This window comes from Dictyobacter formicarum, assembly GCF_016587435.1.
On the sequence record NZ_BNJJ01000011.1, the window covers coordinates 21,795 to 40,975 of the forward strand.

14 protein-coding genes are annotated in these 19,181 nt (G+C 50.6%); 11 read left to right on the forward strand and 3 right to left on the reverse strand.

The window, feature by feature from the left end:
* Nucleotides 1–2: 2 nt before the first annotated feature.
* The 6 genes from JMI88_RS19625 (at nt 3) to JMI88_RS19650 (ending at nt 6,718) form a co-directional block, all read left to right on the forward strand.
* The gene (locus tag JMI88_RS19625; protein WP_373323913.1) at nt 3–860 is read left to right on the forward strand and encodes an AAA family ATPase; all 858 of its coding nucleotides are present in this window, start codon (nt 3–5) and stop codon (nt 858–860) included.
* Entirely contained in the window at nt 860–2,215 is a 1,356-nt protein-coding gene (locus tag JMI88_RS19630) for a vWA domain-containing protein (RefSeq protein ID WP_201363639.1), read from the forward strand. Before JMI88_RS19625 ends, JMI88_RS19630 begins: the two co-directional genes overlap by 1 nt.
* A gap of 58 nt (nt 2,216–2,273) precedes the next feature.
* Nucleotides 2,274–2,591, forward strand: a complete 318-nt coding sequence (locus tag JMI88_RS19635; protein WP_201363640.1) for an XdhC family protein — start codon at nt 2,274–2,276, stop codon at nt 2,589–2,591.
* A gap of 83 nt (nt 2,592–2,674) precedes the next feature.
* On the forward strand, nt 2,675–3,415 hold the full coding sequence (locus JMI88_RS19640) for an XdhC family protein (RefSeq protein WP_201363641.1): 741 nt from the start codon (nt 2,675–2,677) through the stop codon (nt 3,413–3,415).
* A 309-nt stretch (nt 3,416–3,724) separates the two neighbouring features.
* Nucleotides 3,725–5,080, forward strand: a complete 1,356-nt coding sequence (locus tag JMI88_RS19645; RefSeq protein ID WP_201363642.1) for an LCP family protein — start codon at nt 3,725–3,727, stop codon at nt 5,078–5,080.
* A gap of 222 nt (nt 5,081–5,302) precedes the next feature.
* The gene (locus JMI88_RS19650; RefSeq protein WP_201363643.1) at nt 5,303–6,718 is read left to right on the forward strand and encodes an FHA domain-containing serine/threonine-protein kinase; all 1,416 of its coding nucleotides are present in this window, start codon (nt 5,303–5,305) and stop codon (nt 6,716–6,718) included.
* 3 nt (nt 6,719–6,721) lie between these two features.
* Here JMI88_RS19650 and JMI88_RS19655 read toward each other — a convergent pair whose 3' ends face one another.
* Nucleotides 6,722–8,401: an isovaleryl-CoA dehydrogenase gene (locus JMI88_RS19655; protein WP_201363644.1), complete on the reverse strand. Its 1,680-nt coding sequence runs from the start codon at nt 8,399–8,401 to the stop codon at nt 6,722–6,724.
* 278 nt (nt 8,402–8,679) lie between these two features.
* Here JMI88_RS19655 and JMI88_RS19660 point away from each other — a divergent pair, with 278 nt between their 5' ends.
* Nucleotides 8,680–9,003: a ferritin family protein gene (locus JMI88_RS19660; RefSeq protein WP_201363645.1), complete on the forward strand. Its 324-nt coding sequence runs from the start codon at nt 8,680–8,682 to the stop codon at nt 9,001–9,003.
* A gap of 80 nt (nt 9,004–9,083) precedes the next feature.
* Here JMI88_RS19660 and JMI88_RS19665 read toward each other — a convergent pair whose 3' ends face one another.
* Both JMI88_RS19665 and murJ read right to left on the reverse strand, forming a co-directional pair.
* On the reverse strand, nt 9,084–10,115 hold the full coding sequence (locus tag JMI88_RS19665; protein WP_236022983.1) for a homoserine dehydrogenase: 1,032 nt from the start codon (nt 10,113–10,115) through the stop codon (nt 9,084–9,086).
* A gap of 18 nt (nt 10,116–10,133) precedes the next feature.
* On the reverse strand, nt 10,134–12,494 hold the full coding sequence (gene murJ, locus JMI88_RS19670; protein WP_201363647.1) for a murein biosynthesis integral membrane protein MurJ: 2,361 nt from the start codon (nt 12,492–12,494) through the stop codon (nt 10,134–10,136).
* A gap of 458 nt (nt 12,495–12,952) precedes the next feature.
* Here murJ and JMI88_RS19675 point away from each other — a divergent pair, with 458 nt between their 5' ends.
* From JMI88_RS19675 to pepF, 4 genes are all read left to right on the forward strand, one after another.
* Complete coding sequence (locus tag JMI88_RS19675) at nt 12,953–13,714, forward strand: acyl-CoA desaturase (protein WP_236022977.1); 762 nt, start codon at nt 12,953–12,955, stop codon at nt 13,712–13,714.
* A gap of 303 nt (nt 13,715–14,017) precedes the next feature.
* A complete protein-coding gene (locus JMI88_RS19680; protein WP_201363649.1) occupies nt 14,018–15,082 on the forward strand; it encodes a mannose-1-phosphate guanylyltransferase in 1,065 nt (354 codons plus the stop codon).
* Between the two features lie 818 nt (nt 15,083–15,900).
* Nucleotides 15,901–16,887: a glycosyltransferase family 2 protein gene (locus tag JMI88_RS19685; RefSeq protein ID WP_201363650.1), complete on the forward strand. Its 987-nt coding sequence runs from the start codon at nt 15,901–15,903 to the stop codon at nt 16,885–16,887.
* A gap of 420 nt (nt 16,888–17,307) precedes the next feature.
* Entirely contained in the window at nt 17,308–19,104 is a 1,797-nt protein-coding gene (gene pepF / locus JMI88_RS19690) for an oligoendopeptidase F (RefSeq protein ID WP_201363651.1), read from the forward strand.
* Nucleotides 19,105–19,181: the final 77 nt, after the last annotated feature.

Here is a 19,181-nt window from a genome sequence, read left to right on the forward strand (position 1 = left end):
CAATGTCCGAGCAACACTACATCACAGATCGCAGTCTGGCAACTACGATCTTTCTATCACTCAAACGACGTAAGCCACTCTTGCTGGAAGGCGAACCAGGAGTAGGCAAAACGGAAATCGCCAAGGTGCTCGCGACACTCCTGGGAACTCGCTTGATCCGGTTGCAGTGCTATGAAGGCATCGATATCAATACGGCAGTCTACGAGTGGAACTATACGCGACAGATGCTGCACATTCGCCTGTTAGAGGCCAGCGCAGTCAATCAGCCAGCAGAAATGAAAGAGATCTTTGGCCCCGATTTCTTGATGCAGCGCCCACTCCTGCAGGCCATTGATCCCAATAACACCACTCCTCCGGTATTGCTCATCGATGAACTGGATCGTAGTGATGAAGAGTTTGAGGCGTATTTGCTCGAGTTGTTATCAGACTTCCAGATTACGATTCCAGAAATTGGTACCATTCAAGCCAAAGAGCCACCCTTCGTTATCATCACTTCCAATCGTACGCGCGAGATCCATGATGCGTTACGCCGCCGCTGCCTCTATTATTGGATCGATTTCCCTACGCTGGAAAAAGAATATCAGATTATCCTGGCCCGCATGCCTGAGGCTCCGGAACACCTGGCGAAACAGGTCACCCATTTCGTCCATGAGTTGCGCAATTTAGACTTATACAAAGCACCGGGTATTGCGGAGACGCTGGATTGGATGAGTTCGTTGCTGGCCCTGGATCAGCAGGAACTGACAGAAGGCGCGATCCGTGATTCTCTAGGCGCCCTGCTCAAATATCAGGATGACTTGCTGAAAGTGGGGGGGCTCGACATTGGCAAAATTCTACAGAAACTACGGGGAGTTTCCTGATGACGAATCTACAACCACCAGAAGGTCAAGTTACTCAGGCACTCACTAGCAGGAAAATTGAGCATGGAGAACGGTTGCTCTATCGCCTGACTGAGTTTGGTCGTCTGCTCTGGGAGTCCGGCATCAACGTTGGACCTCATCAGCTACTGGACCTGGCGGAGACGCTGAATTTTATCGACATCACTAATGCCGAGGATTTCTACACCACCCTCAAGTGCAGTCTGCTCACGCGCCATGAGCAGGCACCGATTTTCGATCAGATGTTTTATTATTTCTGGTCGATGCGGACAAACCTGAATAAGAAGCTTGAGAATAACACAAATAGCGGGATTAAGCGTGAAGAGCGCCAGATGCGTCTGCCCCCCTCGGAACGTAAGCGTCTGGCTGAGCATTTGAAAACCAGTGAGACGCGCAAAGAATTGCGTGGCGAGATGCGCCCTACTGAACGCAAACGCACTGCAGAGGAGGACGGCGAAGAGAGCAAAAATGATCTGGGTGAGCCACAGGGGACCGCCTACAGTGCAATTGAACAATTGCGCAAGAAGGACTTTGAGAATTTCACCTGGGAAGAAGTGCAAGAGGCCAAGCGCTTGATGTCCGAGATGCATTGGAATCTGGGGCACCGTTCCACCCGGCGTAAGGCTCCGGCCCGCACGGGTTCATATCCCGATATGCGACGCATGGTCAGGCGCAATCTAAAATATGGGGCGGAAATGATCGAACTGACGTGGCGTGAGATCAAGCAGAAACCACGTCCACTGGTCATTATCTGTGATATCAGTGGCTCAATGAGCCTCTATTCGCGCCTGCTGCTCCATTTTATTCATACCGTCTCAAATGGCTTGATGAACGTGGAGGCCTTTGTCTTTGGCACGCGTCTGACACGTATCACACGTCAATTGAAGAGGCGCGATGTAGATGATGCGGTTCGCGATGTCTCAAAATCAGTGCAAGATTGGTCGGGAGGGACACGTATCGGGGATGCATTGCACTATTTTAACTATCATTGGTCGAAACGTGTGCTGGGCCATGGAGCCGTGGTACTGATCATTAGCGATGGTTGGGACCGAGGAGAAGCCGAAACGCTCCACGTTGAAATGGCTCGACTGCAACGGAGTTGCCATCGCCTGATCTGGCTTAATCCTTTGCTTGGCTCGCCAGACTATCGGCCGCTAACAATCGGCATGAAAACATCGCTACCATTTATCGATGATTTCCTGCCCTCAAACAATTTAGATAGCCTGATCAGTCTGGGCAATCTCCTCTCCAACATTGACGATAGCCGACCGGATCGCAGCGAAGCCGCCCGGCGCAAAGCAGTCGAAACATGGAGCAAGCCCAAGAAACGGTATTGATGTTCTATTCTTTATACGCAAGAAGCAATATCCTTAGTCAAGCGCGGAGGAAACACATATGCGCGATGTACTACCTGATATCGAGAAATGGCGTTCACAGGGCGAAAAGGTCGCTATAGCAACGGTCATCAGTATGGTTGGCTCGGCACCCCGGCTTCCTGGTGCCAAGCTGGCTGTCAGCGAAAAAGGCGAATTAACTGGCTCTGTCAGTGGTGGCTGCGTTGAACCAGCTGTGGTGCAGGCCGCCCTTGAAGTCATCAAAAACGGACAACCGCAGTTGCTCGAATTCGGCATCAGCGAAGCCGACAACATTGAAAAGATCGGTCTGGCCTGTGGTGGCACAATCCAGGTCTTTGTGGAGCGGCTAGACTGGTAGAGCCTGAAAAAGCGGGGCAAGACCATGCTCTCAGCATGCTCGCCCGCACCTACGTTGGCTTTTTTTTCTTAGGAGGAGATCCCATGGGCGGACTCTATGAAGAATTCAGAGATAGATTTGAACAGGAGCAAGGTGTAGCAATCGCGACTGTGGTGCGCGGCCCGACACACGTTGGAGCAAAGATGCTTATCTATCCTGATGGTAACAATCGGGGGACGCTGGGTTCCTCTCAGATTGATCAGCAAGTAGTTGGGGATGCCACGCAGGCCATTTGGAGCGGGGCCGCCTCGGTTCATAAGTATGCTTCTGAAACGGACGCTCAGCCGATTGAGGTCTTTATAGAGGGCTTTCCGCCACCTCCAGAACTGATCATCATCGGAGCCGGACACATCGCCATTCCGCTCACTACTTTTGCTAAAACCCTCAATTATCGCGTGGTTGTGATCGACGCCCGCGCCGCCTTTGCGACCAGGGAACGCTTTCCCCATGCCGACGAATTAATCGTTGCCTGGCCGGACGAAATTTTAGCCCAGAGGCCACTCTACCCGTCAACGTCGATCGCCGTCCTGACTCATGATCCCAAATTTGATGAACCGACCCTCAAAATCGTACTTGAGCGGCATACAGGCTATGTAGGAGCGATTGGCAGCCGCAAAACCAGCGCCGAACGCGCCGAACGCTTGAAACAGCAAGGGCTCAGCACCGAACAGCTCACGCGCATTCATGGGCCGATCGGCCTCAACATTGGTGCCACCTCTCCTGAAGAGATTGCACTGGCCATCATAGCTCAGATCGTCGCCTATCGTCATAATAAGCAGCTATAAAGTAATCATAATTGCATAAGGACACTATAAAAAGTGTCCTTTTTCTTTTATATTACGCATTTTTTACTGTTCATCAATTTATAACCAAATAAGCTGTTTTATACACTATACATGCAATTTCATTAGTACTTTGCTGGGATAGATGAGGCCTAAAAAGTTGATATGAAACTTCTTTGAGCTTCGCTCGTCTTTATGTAAGAGTCTATGTTTCTCGATTCTTTATGCTCATGTGGTCTAGCAGACGACCCGCGACATGCATTATGTTTTATCATCCTATCGCGGAATAATCTCTAAAGTAAAGGATATACAATGTCAGATAATCGCTATCGACCGGACGATGACACAGAGGCATTCTCCCCTCATCCACCACAACCGGGTCAGGGTCAAGGGTCTCAGGGAAAATTGATTCTTGGCAATTTTCATCAACAGCAACAAAATCAAAGACCAGCGCAACCTTTTCCGCCACAACAGCCTGGTCCACAACACTTTGGCCAGCCACAACATACGCCAGCACATCACCAGCAACGCGACTATGCACCGCCGCGGCCCGCGCCCAATGCTTATCCTCAACATCAGCCAGGGCAAGGACCTCAGCCAGGACAGGGCGGCCAGTTTGGAAATACCCCGCTACCATCCAATAAACCGCTCAAGAAAAGAAGTAAGCGGCGCATTGGCTGTTTGAGTGTCCTGGTTGTCCTCGTTGTGCTCCTTATTTTGGGGGTGATTACCTCATCACGCGCCCTGGCCTTCGGTTCAGCCATCTCAACGCAATCGCCGCTCAGTACACAAACCGGTTATATGACCACAGGTGACCGTACTAATCTGCTGGTAATGGGTTATGGCGGAGGTAACCATGATGGAGCGAACCTGACCGACTCACTGGTAGTGATCAGTATGATTCCCTCCACCCAACATACCTCTCTCGTTTCGATACCACGTGATCTATGGGTGCAGAATCCACCGGACTCTGGCAACTTTACCAAAATCAATGCTGTCTACCAGACGGCGTCCAATAATGGCCAAAACCGCCAGGTAGGCGCCGATGCGATGGCCAAGAAGGTTTCGCTTGTTACGGGTATGGATGTCAAATATTGGATGATGATCGACTTCACTGGCTTTAAGGCGTTTATTGACTCTATTGGTGGTGTCGATGTCTATGTGCCAGATTCATTCAATGCCTGTTATCCGAATAATGATGATGCCGCGAAAGACGCCAGTTGGAGGGTGGTGGATTTCGAAAAAGGCAATCAGCATATGGATGGAGCGACCGCGATTAGCTATGCGCGCGCCCGCGAACCAATGAGCCAGTGTAGCGATAAACCATCTAAGAATCAGGCCGAATTATCTGACTTTGGACGTTCCGCACGCCAGCAGATAATCATCAAAGCGGCCCTGGCCAAGATGCGTGATATTACCACCTGGCCACGCTTTTTCAGCGCGATGGATTCGCTGGAGAAAACCATTCATACCAATATGTCGCTGGCAGATCTGGGTCTCTTCTCACAAAAGATGGACCTGAGTGATCCACATACCGCGCATATCGGTCTCAGCACCAGCAACGTGATGGCGATTGACACCGCCAGCGATGGTGAATCGATTGTTGTCCCTCGCGGCAATAATTGGTCGCTCATCCCCGACTACATTAAACAAAATCTTTACAATTAGCAGCCCGATCAGAAAGCCTGAAAATCTTCTCGCCGAAGGAGATCTTCGGGCTTTTCTTTTGCCCGCTACTTCTAACTGGATAGCAGCGGCAGCAACTACATATGCAAGGCAAAAAAACACAGGCGCTATGCTATTTCTCACTATATTCTGGTTTATGCTACAATGCCAACAGCAATACGGCGCATCAGGAAGGTGCGTTCCTCTCAATTGAAAGGAATAGATATGCCACAACGCGACACGCGTCTCATTGGCGGAATTTACCGCATCGGGCAAACCATCACAACTGGCGGCATGTTGACCACATCTACAGCCTATAACCACAATACGAACGACGTGGTGGGACTGTATGTGCTGGATATTCCTTCCACAGAGTCGTTGGATACCCTTCCTGAACTATTGCGACCGTATGAGAAGCGCCGCCAGATCAATTCCCCGCATACATTGCGCGTGCTGGATTGGGGGGTAGATGGTATGCGTCTTTATATTGCAACCGACCCACCACGAGGTATTACACTGCAGCATGTGCTGGATACAGAAAATGTTGACCTGGCGCGGGCGCTGGATTTTTGCCGTCAGCTAGCCATAGGCCTGAAGGCATTACATGCAGAGGGTATTGCGGGTCTGGATTTACGCCCACAACTGATCACGGTGGATACGCTGGGCATTCAGGATAGGGTGCAGATCGACGATATTGGATTACGCTCATTACTACAGGCGTTGCACTATATTCCCCAGCAAAGTACCTCTGACATTGGCTACCTGGACCCACGTTATGCTCCACCTGAGTATATTAATCACCGACCATCTGGTCCCCAGAGCGATATCTATCAGGCTGGTCTATTGCTATTCACGCTGGTGACAGGTCGCTTGCCTTTTGTGGGGCGCACGGCAGCTGAGACAGGCATTTTACAAACCAGTAGCCCTGTGCCCAAAATGCACACCTTTAAACATCTCACACCAGATGAGGTACAGCAACTGGTCGAGCAAGCCATGGCCAAAGATCCAGCCCGGCGCTTCAGCAATGCGGACGACCTGCTCAACGCCCTGCAAAGAGCCCAACAACAGACCCACATGCAGAGATCAGTTCCTTTCTCTGCCCTCAAAGAGAACGTGACCGAACCAGATAAGGGAGCTAGCTATACCGCAGAAATGTCTCAGGCTGAAATGGAAGCCACCATGAGGGCATCAGAAGCGCAGGAAAAAACTATCAGGGCCTCAAATGTTGAAAATATGCATAAACGCCCACAACCTATTCCGACCGCTATTCCCACCAGGCAAGGTGTTTATGCATATCTGTGTCATGAGAAGGGTGAATATCCACAACGCATCGCGATTACTCAACCCAATATAATTGTTGGCCGTCTGGACCCCAAGCGGGGGCTGAGCCCCGATCTGGACCTCAGCCATATTGATCCCAGGATGAGTATTTCGCGACAGCATGCACGCATTCGCTTTGAAGGTACGTTTTTTACCATCGAAGATCTCAAGAGTCGCAATAAGACCCGGCTGGGTGATCAGGTGTTGACCCCGCTGAAACCAGAGCTACTCAACCACGGAACACAACTCTCCCTGGGCAGTGTGCGTCTACGCTTCGAGGTCCCCGGCATGGAGAGCCATCAGCCTCGAAAGCCCTCTTAACCGTTAGATGGTTGGCCGAGCACGAGCCAGGATGGGATCTACGTCAATACCAGTCGGCAAAGTACCAAAGGCGTGGCCACTTTCTTCTGCCAGCCGCGATGCACAGAAGGCATCAGCGACCGCTGGATGGGCATGCTGGACCAACAATGTTCCCTGCCAGAGTAGCGCCATACGTTCAACCAGGCGGCGAGCCTGCCATTCACGCTCCTCAGCCGCCATGCGGACGATATCCTGCTGAAAACGTGCGCTGGCCCTATCCAGGCGTTGGTCAGCCCCATGGCCCCGTGCTATTTCGGCCAGGAACGTATCCAACGTCTGCGGATCTTTTCCCATCGAGCGCAATACGTCCAGACAGATGACATTACCTGAACCTTCCCAGACCGAATTAACGGGCATCTCGCGATAAATACGCGGCATACCACTCTCCTCCACGTATCCATTACCCCCCAGACACTCCAGCGCCTCCGCGGCCAGTTGCGGACCACGCTTGGTCACCCAGTATTTAGCGATAGCCGTTCCCAGACGCTGGATAAAGCTCTCATGTCCATCCGAATGGGACCGATCACAAGCGCGGGCCAGACGAAAAGCCAGGATGGTAGCAGCGTCAGACTCGATAGCCAGGTCGGCCAGGACATTGCGCATCAAAGGCTGCTCAAGTAAGCGACGGCCAAATGCCTCTCGATACGCGGCATGGTGAATAGCCTGGGCCACACCTTGCCGCATCAGGGCAGCTGTCCCCAGCACACAATCCAGGCGCGTGCAGTTCACCATCTCGATAATCGTCCGTACTCCACGTCCCTCTTTTCCAAGTCGCACTGCCCAGGCATCCACAAATTCTACCTCGCTGGATGCATTGGAGCGATTGCCCAGCTTATCTTTTAAGCGTTGCAGAAAAAAATTGTTGCGTGTCCCATCGGGCAAAATACGTGGCATCAAGAAGCAAGTTAGCCCGCCGGGAGCCTGGGCCAGTACCAGAAAAAGATCGCACATCGGTGCCGAGCAGAACCATTTGTGCCCCGTCAGCACGTAGGCAGGCTCACCGTGATAGCCCGCAACTGGCCGGGCCCGGGTCGTATTGGCCCGTACATCCGAACCGCCCTGCTTCTCCGTCATTCCCATTCCACATAATAGCCCTTGCTTCTCCTGTGGCGGGCGCAAGCCTGGATCGTACGTGTTTGTCGTCAATAGTGGTAACCAGGGAGCGGTTGTTTCGGGGTAGACGCGCAAGACTGGATAAGCGGCATGCGTCATGGATATCGGACAGCCATGACCAGCTTCAGCCTGGGTACACAAATAAAAGGTGGCGGCTCGCGCAACGTGGTTGCCCTGTGGTTGCTCATGTTGCCAGGAGAGCGCGTGCGCTCCATGCTGCACCGCCATCTGTAACAGTGCGTGCCAGCTCGGGTGAAACGTCACCTCATCGATCCGCTGGCCGTAACGATCATGCGTGCGTAAAACTGGTCCAAATGCATTTGCCTCTTGGCCCCAACCAATTACCTCCTCACTGCCCACTACAGCTCCCAAATCGGTCAGTCGCGTCTCGGCCCAGTCCGCCCCCTCGCGTCGTACACACTCAGCCAGCGTCACATCTTGTGTGAACACATTATAGTTCACCAATGGTGGCGGCTGATTCAAGACCTTATGTGTCGCGTGCAACGCCGTAGCGTGTTCAGCAATATCCATCTTTATCTCCTTTGATCTACCTGGATATCTATCTCAAATTGTATGATACCTTACAATTTGAGACGAAAGCTACAGCATCTTTTTTTATGGGATGACCCAATAAGTTTCCGGTTCATGTCCTCCGACATCCAACGAACAGTGGTTATCGTGTTATAAACAGCAGGCTCCATCATGCCCTGCGCAGTACCGATGCCAGATCCGGTATTGGTGTTCACTGGTATCTAATAAATAACACATGCTTATCAGCAGAGTATAAACTATAAGAAAAAGGACAAGACATGGGTACAAATCAATATCATGAGCCAGCTACAGAGCTTTCACAGGAGACACGAACGTTTGCACGTATCATAACCTCACTGCAAGAGGAGTGCGAGGCCATCAATTGGTATCAGCAGCGTATTTCGGTTGAGCCAGATCCGGAAGCGAAGGCGATCATGCAACATGCACAGGAAGAAGAGTTCCTGCACTTTTCGATGGATCTGGAATTTTTGTTGCGACGAACGCCCAGGTGGCGGGTGGCTGCACAGAATATATTGTTTCATGATGGCCATATCGTAGACAATGCAGAAAAAGGCGAAGAGCAAGAAGAAAACGCCGATTAAATCCCATTTACACGCCAGGAGCAGGCTGCCTCTGTCATCGGTCAATAGAGGCAGCCTGCTCCTGTGCATTGATGTTGCATTTACAATGCTTTAGCGATAGCAATCACGTCGGCCAGCAGTCCTTGACCGGTCTGTAGTCGTCCAGCACCAGGACCGCTAATGGTGACTGTAGAGAGGGAGTCGCCATGGAATGTAATAGCGTTCATGGCACCATCAACATGGGCCAGGGCGTCTTCCAGCGGCAAAGCGACAGGCTCAACGCGGGCCTGTAACTGGCCAGCATCGTGTGTCAGCGAGGCAATCAATTTGATGCGCTTGCCATCACGGGTTGCCTGCTGTATCTGTTCCAGTGTGACCCCGGTAATACCCTGGCGCTGCACCTGTGCGGGCTCGATAAACTGGCCAAAGACCAGGGCAGCCAGGATGACAGTTTTGGCCACCACGTCATACCCTTCAACATCAGCGGTAGGATCTGCTTCCGCATAGCCCTGTGCCTGGGCCTCAGCCAGCACCTCGGCATAGTCACGTCCCCTGGCCATTGCGCTTAAAATATAATTTGTGGTGCCGTTGAGGATACCACGCACCGCGTGTACATCGACTCCAGCCAGACCCTCGCGTACCGTGCTTAGCACAGGTGTCCCCGCCATCACGGTCGCCTCCATACGCAACTGGACTCCTTGCTGCCGGGCCAGAGCCAGCAACTCGCTGGCAGCCAGGGCGGCTGGACCTTTGTTGGCCAGGGTCACATGCATACCTTTCTTCAAAGCTGCACGCACATAGCTTAGCCCTGGCTCGGCATCCTGCAGATTCGTCCAGGTCGCCTCCGCCATGATGTCGGCTTGAGTTGCCTGCAAACCTTCTAGCACGCTCGTCCAGTGGCGTACACCAGAATGCTGTGTCAGCGGCTGACGTCGAGCAGCCAGTTCAAGCAGGGCTGCTATATCCAATCCTTCTTCACGATAGATGAAGCCATGGCGGCTATTGGCTACGCTGACCAGAGAAACATCCAGGTCATATTCACGCTGCAGCAACTCTCGCTTCGTATGCAAAAGTTCGGCCAGACCCTGACCCACAACGCCAAAGCCGACAATAGAGAGGCGTACTCGTTTCATACTCACCAACCAGCCTAGTTATATCCACGATAATTTGAGACGATCCAGCATACGTTTGATGGGACCCAGTTCTTGAATACCCAGGAAGCGGGATACGCGCACATATACAAACAGGCCAACGAAAACTTCTATGCCCAGTTTGACAACTGCCTCAACGGTACCTATAAGGCCTGTAGACTGCCCGCTGGTAGTATCAAAAATACGATCGAGCAACTCGCGCGCGATAAAGACGATAACCGCCATTGCCAGCGATGCCAGCAATACACGCCCGATAAACTTCAGCAGTTCCTTGACCTGCATCTCTCCAAGACGGTGGTCTAATAGCCAGAAAAGGACCGTTGCCTCCAGGATGTTCGCCGCCGAGGTTGAGAAGGCAAGTGCCGCCAGGCCCCAGTTGGTTCCCCAGACAGCCGCATTAACCACCACCAGACTCAACGCTATCTTAAACACAAACTGGGCAATACTAACGATCACCGGCGTCTTGGTATCGCGCATGGCATAAAACGAGCGCGTCAATAATTCGACCCCACACAAGCCAGCCAGACCCAGTGAGAACGCCGCCAGCGGAAAGTAGGTTGCCTGCGCGCTATTTAAATTATAGTGTCCATGCTGCAAAAGTACCTGGATCACAGGCAGGCCCAGAACCATTAATCCAATACTGGATGGAATCGTCGTGAAAAGGACACTGCGTAACGTTTCTAGAATTGTGCTGCGCACACGATCGAAACGACCCTTGGCCACGTTTTCTGCCAGCGTTGGGAAGACGGCGGTCGCTGGCGAGAGTCCAAAAATGCCGAAAGGTAAAAGCACTAGCTGAAAGGCCTGATAGTACTGAGTGACCCCACCACCGGCAGTACCCACAACCAGTAAGATCAGGTTACGGTCGACAAACGTCGACAGATAGATCATGGCCGAGTTGCCGATACGCGGCACCATTGAGCGAGCAATCTGTATAACACCCGGATCTTTCCAATCGAACGAGCGTGTATATTTCATGCCAACCTTCATCAGCCCGGGTACCTGCACCCCAACCTGGAGCATGGCGCCGGCGACAACACCCCAGGTGGCTGCATAGACAGCCACATGAACATCACCATGGCCGGAAAAAGCAAAGAAAATGCCCGGAACCAGGCCACCGATCAAACCGACATTATAGAGAACCGAACCGATAGCAGAAAGCTTGAAATCTTGTTGCGCATTCAGCACCGACGTCACAATAACACCAGCACCCAGAATAACAGATTGCAACAACATGATGCGAGTCAAAGAAGCAATGAGATCCAGCTGAGCAGGAGAGGCCCCAATATTATAAATAGGGACGAGCTGACGCGCAAAAATGATTCCAAACAACGCCAGGCCGGTCATTATGGTCACAGCCAGGTTTAAAGCTGAGCTTGCTACGTGCCAGGCTTTCTTTTCATCGCGCACACCAACCATATAATTGGTAAATACAGGAATAAAAGCCGAGCTCAAAGCACCACCAGAGACGATATTAAAAATAAAGTCGGGGATCAAAAAGGCCTGCAGATAAGCATCAGAAATAGGACTGGTGCCAAAGACATAGGCGAACATTGACGTGCGCAAAATGCCTAAAATACGACTGGCCACAAACGCAATTGTTAGAATCGACATCGCACGGCCAACACGCACCTTCTGGAGCATACCAGTATCCTGGGCCGAAGATGACGCTGGCTGCAAATTAGCGCTAGCGGTAGGAGGCTCGCGCCTGGGCAACCTCAGATTCTCTGGGCGTTGCGTAGATGTTCGCACCGGCGCAACCGTCTCATCATTGTTGTAGTTCGGCAATGACTCTGGTGGCGAAAACTGAGATGGAGGCACCGGTGTACGCGGCGCGATAGGGCGGCCGCTCAACGAGCCATTGGGAGGCGGCAGGCTATCGGCGGTTCCCGCCGACTTGTTGCCACCCTTCCAGGGAAACATCGTAGTCACATCCCCACCACGAATACGGCGCTGCTGACGACGCATGCGCTCTTCGCGCAACTGCTGCAGGCGCTCCTGGCGCAACTGGGCCATTGGCTGCGATGGCTGGGGCACATCAAAATACTGATATTCAGTACCCTGGCCAAATCCCAGGGTCATACCCATATCATGCATGGGTTGCTGAGATTGTTGCTGAGATTGCTGTTGATACTGTTGTTGATATTGAGAAGGCACATGCGTCTGTTGAGGATCATGTGCCTGAGAAGGATGTTGTGGTAATGGCCGCCCTGGTGGGGTGGTAAATGACCGAGGAGGAATACCTGAAGGAGAGGGGGGCCTCACTTCCGTGGCATCCTGGTCATACTGCCATCCATAATACCCTTGCTGTTCTGATGGCCTCTGATCAGATAGAGGCCTTTGTTGTCCTTCGTTTTCCACGTTCTTCTCTATCGATAAATCGCAATGAGTATAATAACTCAATCCAATTACATTTTTATATAGTATTGTGCGTCAAGCATACCATACTAGCACTGCTCCTGACTAGAGGATCAGTAGGATGGTACTTCCTCACTTGTACATTATCGGCAGGCTACAGCAGAACGTTAAAAACAAGCAAGGGGAAATTGGGTCTGGTCATAAAATTCGTGAAACAAATCAGAAACGGACCTGCTCTTACTTACATAGCGCTTGTCAAGTTAAGACAAAAACAAGATCCATCTCTCATAGAGAGAGCTTAAATCTAAAATATACTAATCGGAGGTTTGATGAAATCCAGTCCCCTGTATAAAGGTGTTCTCGTTCTTGTAGTTATACTCCCTTTTCTGGCCACAATTTATGCTATGTGGGCCCTCTGGAATAGAGCGGTTTTCCTATCAGACATTGTAATGCTCCTTATTATGTATATCTGCATTACTTTTGGCGTTACCGCTGGCTTTCACCGCATGTTGACGCACCGCAGTTTTCGTGCTCATCCGGTCATCAAATTCCTTTTGCTGGTCTTCGGGTCGATGTCATTAGAGGGCCCGGCCTTAGAATGGGCCGCCACTCATGTCAAGCATCACGCCCAGTCAGATAAAGAGGGTGATCCCCATAGCCCGACCGAAGGGTTTATCCATGCTCACCTGGGTTGGCTGTTCAAGGACCGCATGGCCGATCCTAACGTCTATTGCCGCAATCTGGTCAATGACCGTATGGTTGTTTTTGTCAGCCGCACCTTCCTATTATGGGTTGTCCTTTCTCTACTCATTCCTTTTGCCGTTGGCGGCTGGCATGGCTTGCTCTGGGCAGGACTGGTACGTATCTTCATCGTGCATCATGTGACATGGAGCGTCAATTCAATCTGTCACACCTTTGGCAAACGCGAATTCGAAACCACCGACAAGAGTCGCAACGAATGGATCGTAGGACTGCTGGCCTTTGGTGAAGGTTGGCACAATAATCATCACGCCTTCCCGCGCTCAGCTTTTCATGGGCTCCACTGGTGGCAGGTCGATTTCTCCGCTTATTTGATCCGCATACTGGAAAAAGTTGGACTGGTAAAAGATGTATATCGCATTCCTACCGATATGCTCAAAAATCGCTATCAGAATCTGAAATCAAAAGCCGCACTGGCACCCTCAACTCCTATTATTGAGAAAGTGGCTAGCGTGAGCAAATAAGCAACGTGATTAATAAACATGTATACAATATGTCAGGAAGACAACCTGTCTTCCTGACATATTGTATTTTTCACTATTTACATTTTTCTCCATCGACATATCCTGCTGCTCATTTTTGCCAGGCAACAAGATGCAACCACAGCAACTGGTCATGGGTACATCTGGCATTTTAGTTCTACAGTTTGACACTAGCGAAAAACACCGATACAATCCCCCCATAGACTAGATGCGCGACAAGAAAATCCCGCAACCAGTCATAGATGACTACACAGGATACGCAAGGAGGAGGCGGACATTCTCGCTATGAAACATCTTAATGCCGTCATTTTAGCGGGTGGCAGCGGCACACGTTTATGGCCCCTGAGTACACCCAGCTTTCCCAAACAATTTCTCCCACTGCCAAGTGGTCAAAGCATGATACAGGAGACGCTGGACCGTGTTGCTCCACTCGTGACTCCCGAACAGTCCTGGGTTGTCACAGGTCAGAATATGGCAGATCTGGTTCAGGAGCATTTGCCAACGGTACCGGCTAGCCATATTTTACGAGAACCTATGGGGCGCAACTCGGCTCCCGCTATCGCCTGGGCGGCTGCGTCAATCGCCAGACAAGATCCAGATGCGATTATGGCGATCTTTAGCGCAGACGCGGTAATTACTCAGGTAGAGAGTCTGCGCCAGACACTGGGCCTGGCCTATGAGCTAGCTGAGCAGGGCAAACTGGTCACCATTGGCATTCAACCTACCTCTCCAGAAACTGGTTATGGCTACATTCGCTTTGCGGATGAAATGGCTCAAGGGAATGGTTACAGAGCTTTCCAGGTGGAACGCTTCGTGGAGAAACCAAACCTGGAAACCGCTCAGAACTATCTGGATGACGGCCACTATGTCTGGAATGCTGGTATTTTTATCTGGAGCGTCAAGGCAATTCTGGCTGAGTTTGAGGCGCACCTACCACAGGTAGCCAAACAAATCCAGACGATTGTTGATGCAGTTCCAACCGAACATGCCCAGGCCACTCTGGCGAGCTTATGGCCAGAAATTCAATCCATTTCCATTGACTATGGCATCCTCGAAAAGACACAGAACCTGGCCGTCATACCAGCTCACCTGGGTTGGAATGATGTTGGTAACTGGCAGCAATATGGTGCTCTTTTCCCTTGTGATGACCAGGGCATTCATGCGGTTGGCTCCCATATCGGCCTGGGAAGTCAGAACGTTATTGTGTACAATAACACCAGGCGACGCGTTTATACCATTGGCCTGGAAGACATGATTGTGGTTGAGATGGATGATGTCACTGTTATCTGCCATAAAACTCATGTACATCGAGTCAAAGAATTAGCTGAACAGCAGCATAAAAAAGCATAAGTTATTCTTTCTTTCATATGCGTTGTAGAAAATGGGCCGCAAAGCGTGTCTTGAAAAGCAGCGCGTCGTACCTGCGGCGCTCAAAAATACTAGATGAGTGGGAAGTGGCCGAGTGCGCTTCTCACTCACTCTAAAGAAAGATGTGGGCACGAAAGTGTCCGTACACACGCCACTTTTAACCCATCAGTAAATATCCAGAGCTTTTGGCGCACAGACCCACCAAAACATATGTTATAATTGTTCAGAGATTCGTAATGCCTCGTCAAAAAGGGGGGTTCCCATGCTATTCTCCAGATATGTATGCTCCAATGAAGATACACTAATCTTATCCATGATAAACCTCTCGCAGCTGCGTATTCTAACCCGCCGCAGCGCAAAGCTATAGGTCATTAGGCTGGCAATAACAGCTATGTTTCTTCTCAACAAAAGAGGACATTCCTGATGAGGCATAAATACATGCAGATAGTTGACATAGATATACAATTTCCTGCGACTATGATAGACTTTGGACGCTACGTCCACTTGGTTACGTTGATCCAATGGTAATACAGCAGGTATGTCCCACGAAAAGGAACTGCAAGAAGCTCAAGTTCCACATCAGCCGAACAGATGGAGACAGCGCCCCAGACATGACTACAAGCAAACGCCATTACGTATTCATACGCTGGCGCTTCATTGTTAATCTGTTCGCGACATTTAAGGGAGGATGGAATGGGACCATGTACGTATTTTCGAGGGACCGCCGACCCGTATACCTTATCGGGCTGGTAGGAATGTTTCGTGGATAGAGTTTAGCGTAGCAAGGAAGGAAAATACAAATGACTACCCGTCCATATCGTCAAAGTATTCCCGAAGAAATTCTCGCACTTTCGCATGAGCGTGACCTCCTTCGGCGTAAAGGACAATACGACCGCGCTGACATCCTCAAGCAACAACTTGAGGATGCTGGCTATGTCGTCAAAGATAATCCACATGGAGCCCACCTGGTCATTCTACCTCACATTTTTGTGGATGGCACTTTGTATCGCACTACCCGCCAATTGCCTTCATTGCTTGATGAAGCCGACCTTTGTACCTTTTCGGTGAACGTTCTAGCCCAAAATAATAGTGAGCAGACGCGCCGCTGCATCGATAGTGTGCTCACTCATGCTGGCAATACGTCACTTGAAATTATCCTGGTGGATAATGCTTCACAGGATGGTCTCGATATCTGGGCAGAAGCGCTGCATCATCGGGACAGTCGAGTGCATGTCCTGCGAGCCACACGCAAAATGGGGGTCGCAGAGGCACGCAACATCGGCCTCCAACAGAGTCGTGGCCGCTATATCCTGTTTCTAGATAGCAATGTTGTACTCACAGGCGATATCTTTACGCCACTGGCCCAGACCCTCGAAGATCCTCAGGTAGGCCTGACCGGTCTGCGTGGACTGCGCACCGATGATCTGCGTCATTTTGAGGAAAGTGAGGACAATGAGGTAGAGGTCATTGATGCCCGGTGTATGGCCTTCAAACGCTCTCTCCTTAAAAAAGCTGGCTTGCTGGATGAGGGGTATCGCTATCCAGAATATATGGATGTCGACTTTTGCTTTGCCATTCGTGATCTCGATATGAGCATCGTACGTACACCTGATCTACCTCTGTTGTCTCATCCTGCACCGCAGAATGGCGCTCTATCCGAGGCCGAGCGCATGCGCCTGAAGAAGCGCAACTTCTATCGCTACCTCTCCAAATGGGGTGGTCGTGAAGACCTCCTGCTCGAAGGATTTGACGATGAGTATGAAGAAGATGAAGACGAAGACGAATAAGTTTTCCGTTGCAGCATCTTGTTAATCACGGCACGGAGTGAATATACATTTATTCACTCCTTTTTTTATTGTTTTAAGCAACAATACCTGTATAGGGCGTCCCCAAAAACTGGTATTCCTACCTCCTATTTGTGGTAAGTTATTCCGTCAAATGTGCTCGAGGTTTCTATTGACCTCAACGGAATAAATAATGTTCAGCAACGACACGGGTAGAAGCAGCGACAGCTCTCCAGTACTTCACCTCTTACCTGGCATAGCATACACACTGTGAGCAGGGATGATTCGCAAATATCGCGCACTAACATTGTTCTATCTTAGAGATTGCACTTTGTTTAGGGACTGGGGACATATGATATTATGTGAGTACATCCAGAAATAAACAGGCCCGTTTCCTATCATTGATGAAAGGTCGTACCAACATTGCAAACGTTTAAGAAGCGTGAAGAAATCCCAACCGAGTATACCTGGAACCTTGAGAGCATCTATGCGCAAGATGATAGTTGGGAGAGCAATTTTCAACATATCCAGCAGCGCCTGCCAGAATTGGAGGCGCTCAAGGGCACATTGGCGCAAAGCGGAAGCGCCCTGTTAAAAGTGCTTCAAACACGTGATGAAATTACAGAAGCGCTGGAAAAGCTTTATGTTTATGCCTCCATGCGCAAAGACGAAGATACAACCAACAGCAAATATCTGGCCATGGCCGACCGGGCGATGCAATTATTTGTGCGTTCATCTACTGTTTCTGCGTTTATTGAGCCAGAAATTCTCGCTCTTCCGCAGGAGACGCTCAATCAATATATTCAGCAAACACCCGACCTTGAACTCTATAATGTCCAGCTACAGGATCTGAATCGTAAGCGTCCACACGTGCGTTCCGCTGAAGTAGAGGCTGTGCTAGCAGCCGCCGGTGAAATTAGCGAGGCTCCAGATGCGATCTTCTCAATGATTGATAATGCTGACCTGAAGTTGCCCACGATTCGCAATGAAGAAGGGGAAGAAATTGAGCTGACTCAGGGCAATTATCTGACCTTTATCCGTAGCAAAGATCGCCGGGTGCGCAAAGATGCTTTCGAGGCTTTGCATGGCACCTTCTTGAAGCAGCGCAATACTATCGCGGCGACCCTGGCGGCGCAGGTAAAGACCGACATCTTCTATACCCGCCAGCGCAACTACAGCTCCAGCCGAGAACGTGCGCTCTCGCGCTACAATATCCCGGAGAGCGTCTATGATAATCTGATCTCTACGGTCAGCGAACATATTCCACTGCTCAATCGCTATATGAAGCTGCGCAAGCGCATTTTGCAGCTCGATGAACTGCATATGTACGATCTCTATACACCCATTGTTGAAGAGACCACTGATACCATAACATATCCGCAGGCCAGAGATACGATTATTCAGGCCCTGGCACCACTGGGTGAAAATTATATCTCGGTGCTTAAAGATGGCTTTTCAAAACGTTGGATCGATGTGTTTGAAACGCCGGGCAAACGTGGCGGCGCCTATAGCGGTGGTGCGTATGGGACCCAGCCGTTTATCCTGCTTAACTTCCAGGAGAAACGCGAGAGCATGTTTACACTGGCACATGAGTTGGGCCACTCCATGCACTCGTATTTCACCCGCAGCAACCAGCCCTATCAATACGGAGACTACACCATCTTTGTAGCTGAAGTTGCTTCTACCCTCAATGAGGGCTTGCTTACCGAATATCTCCTAAAAAATACCAGCGATAAAGCAGTACGTATCGCCATTCTCAATCATTCGTTAGAAGATATTCGAGCGACCCTCTTCCGGCAAACGATGTTTGCTGAGTTCGAGCAGCAAATTCACAGTCAGGCAGAAAAGGGCGAGGCTTTGACCGCCGATACCCTGACCACCCTGTATGCTGGACTCAATGAAAAATACTATGGTGGAGAGGCCGTCATTGATGACCTGATCGGCATTGAATGGGCACGCATTCCCCACTTCTACTATAATTTCTACGTCTATCAGTATGCGACTGGTATTTCGGCAGCCTCCGCGTTGGTGCAACAGATTCTCAAAGAGGGTCAACCAGCTGTTGAGCGCTATCTGAAATTCCTTAGCTCTGGCTCATCCGACTACAGTATCGAATTGCTGAAAAAGGCCGGTGTCGACATGGCCACGCCAGAACCAGTTCGACAGACATTCCAACTCTTCGAAACTCACCTCTCCCAGATGGAAGAACTTCTGGGCTAAACCACAGCAACCAAAGAAAACTGGCGGCGCACCTTCACCACTGATGAAGGTGCGCCGCCAGTTTTCTTTGGCCTTCT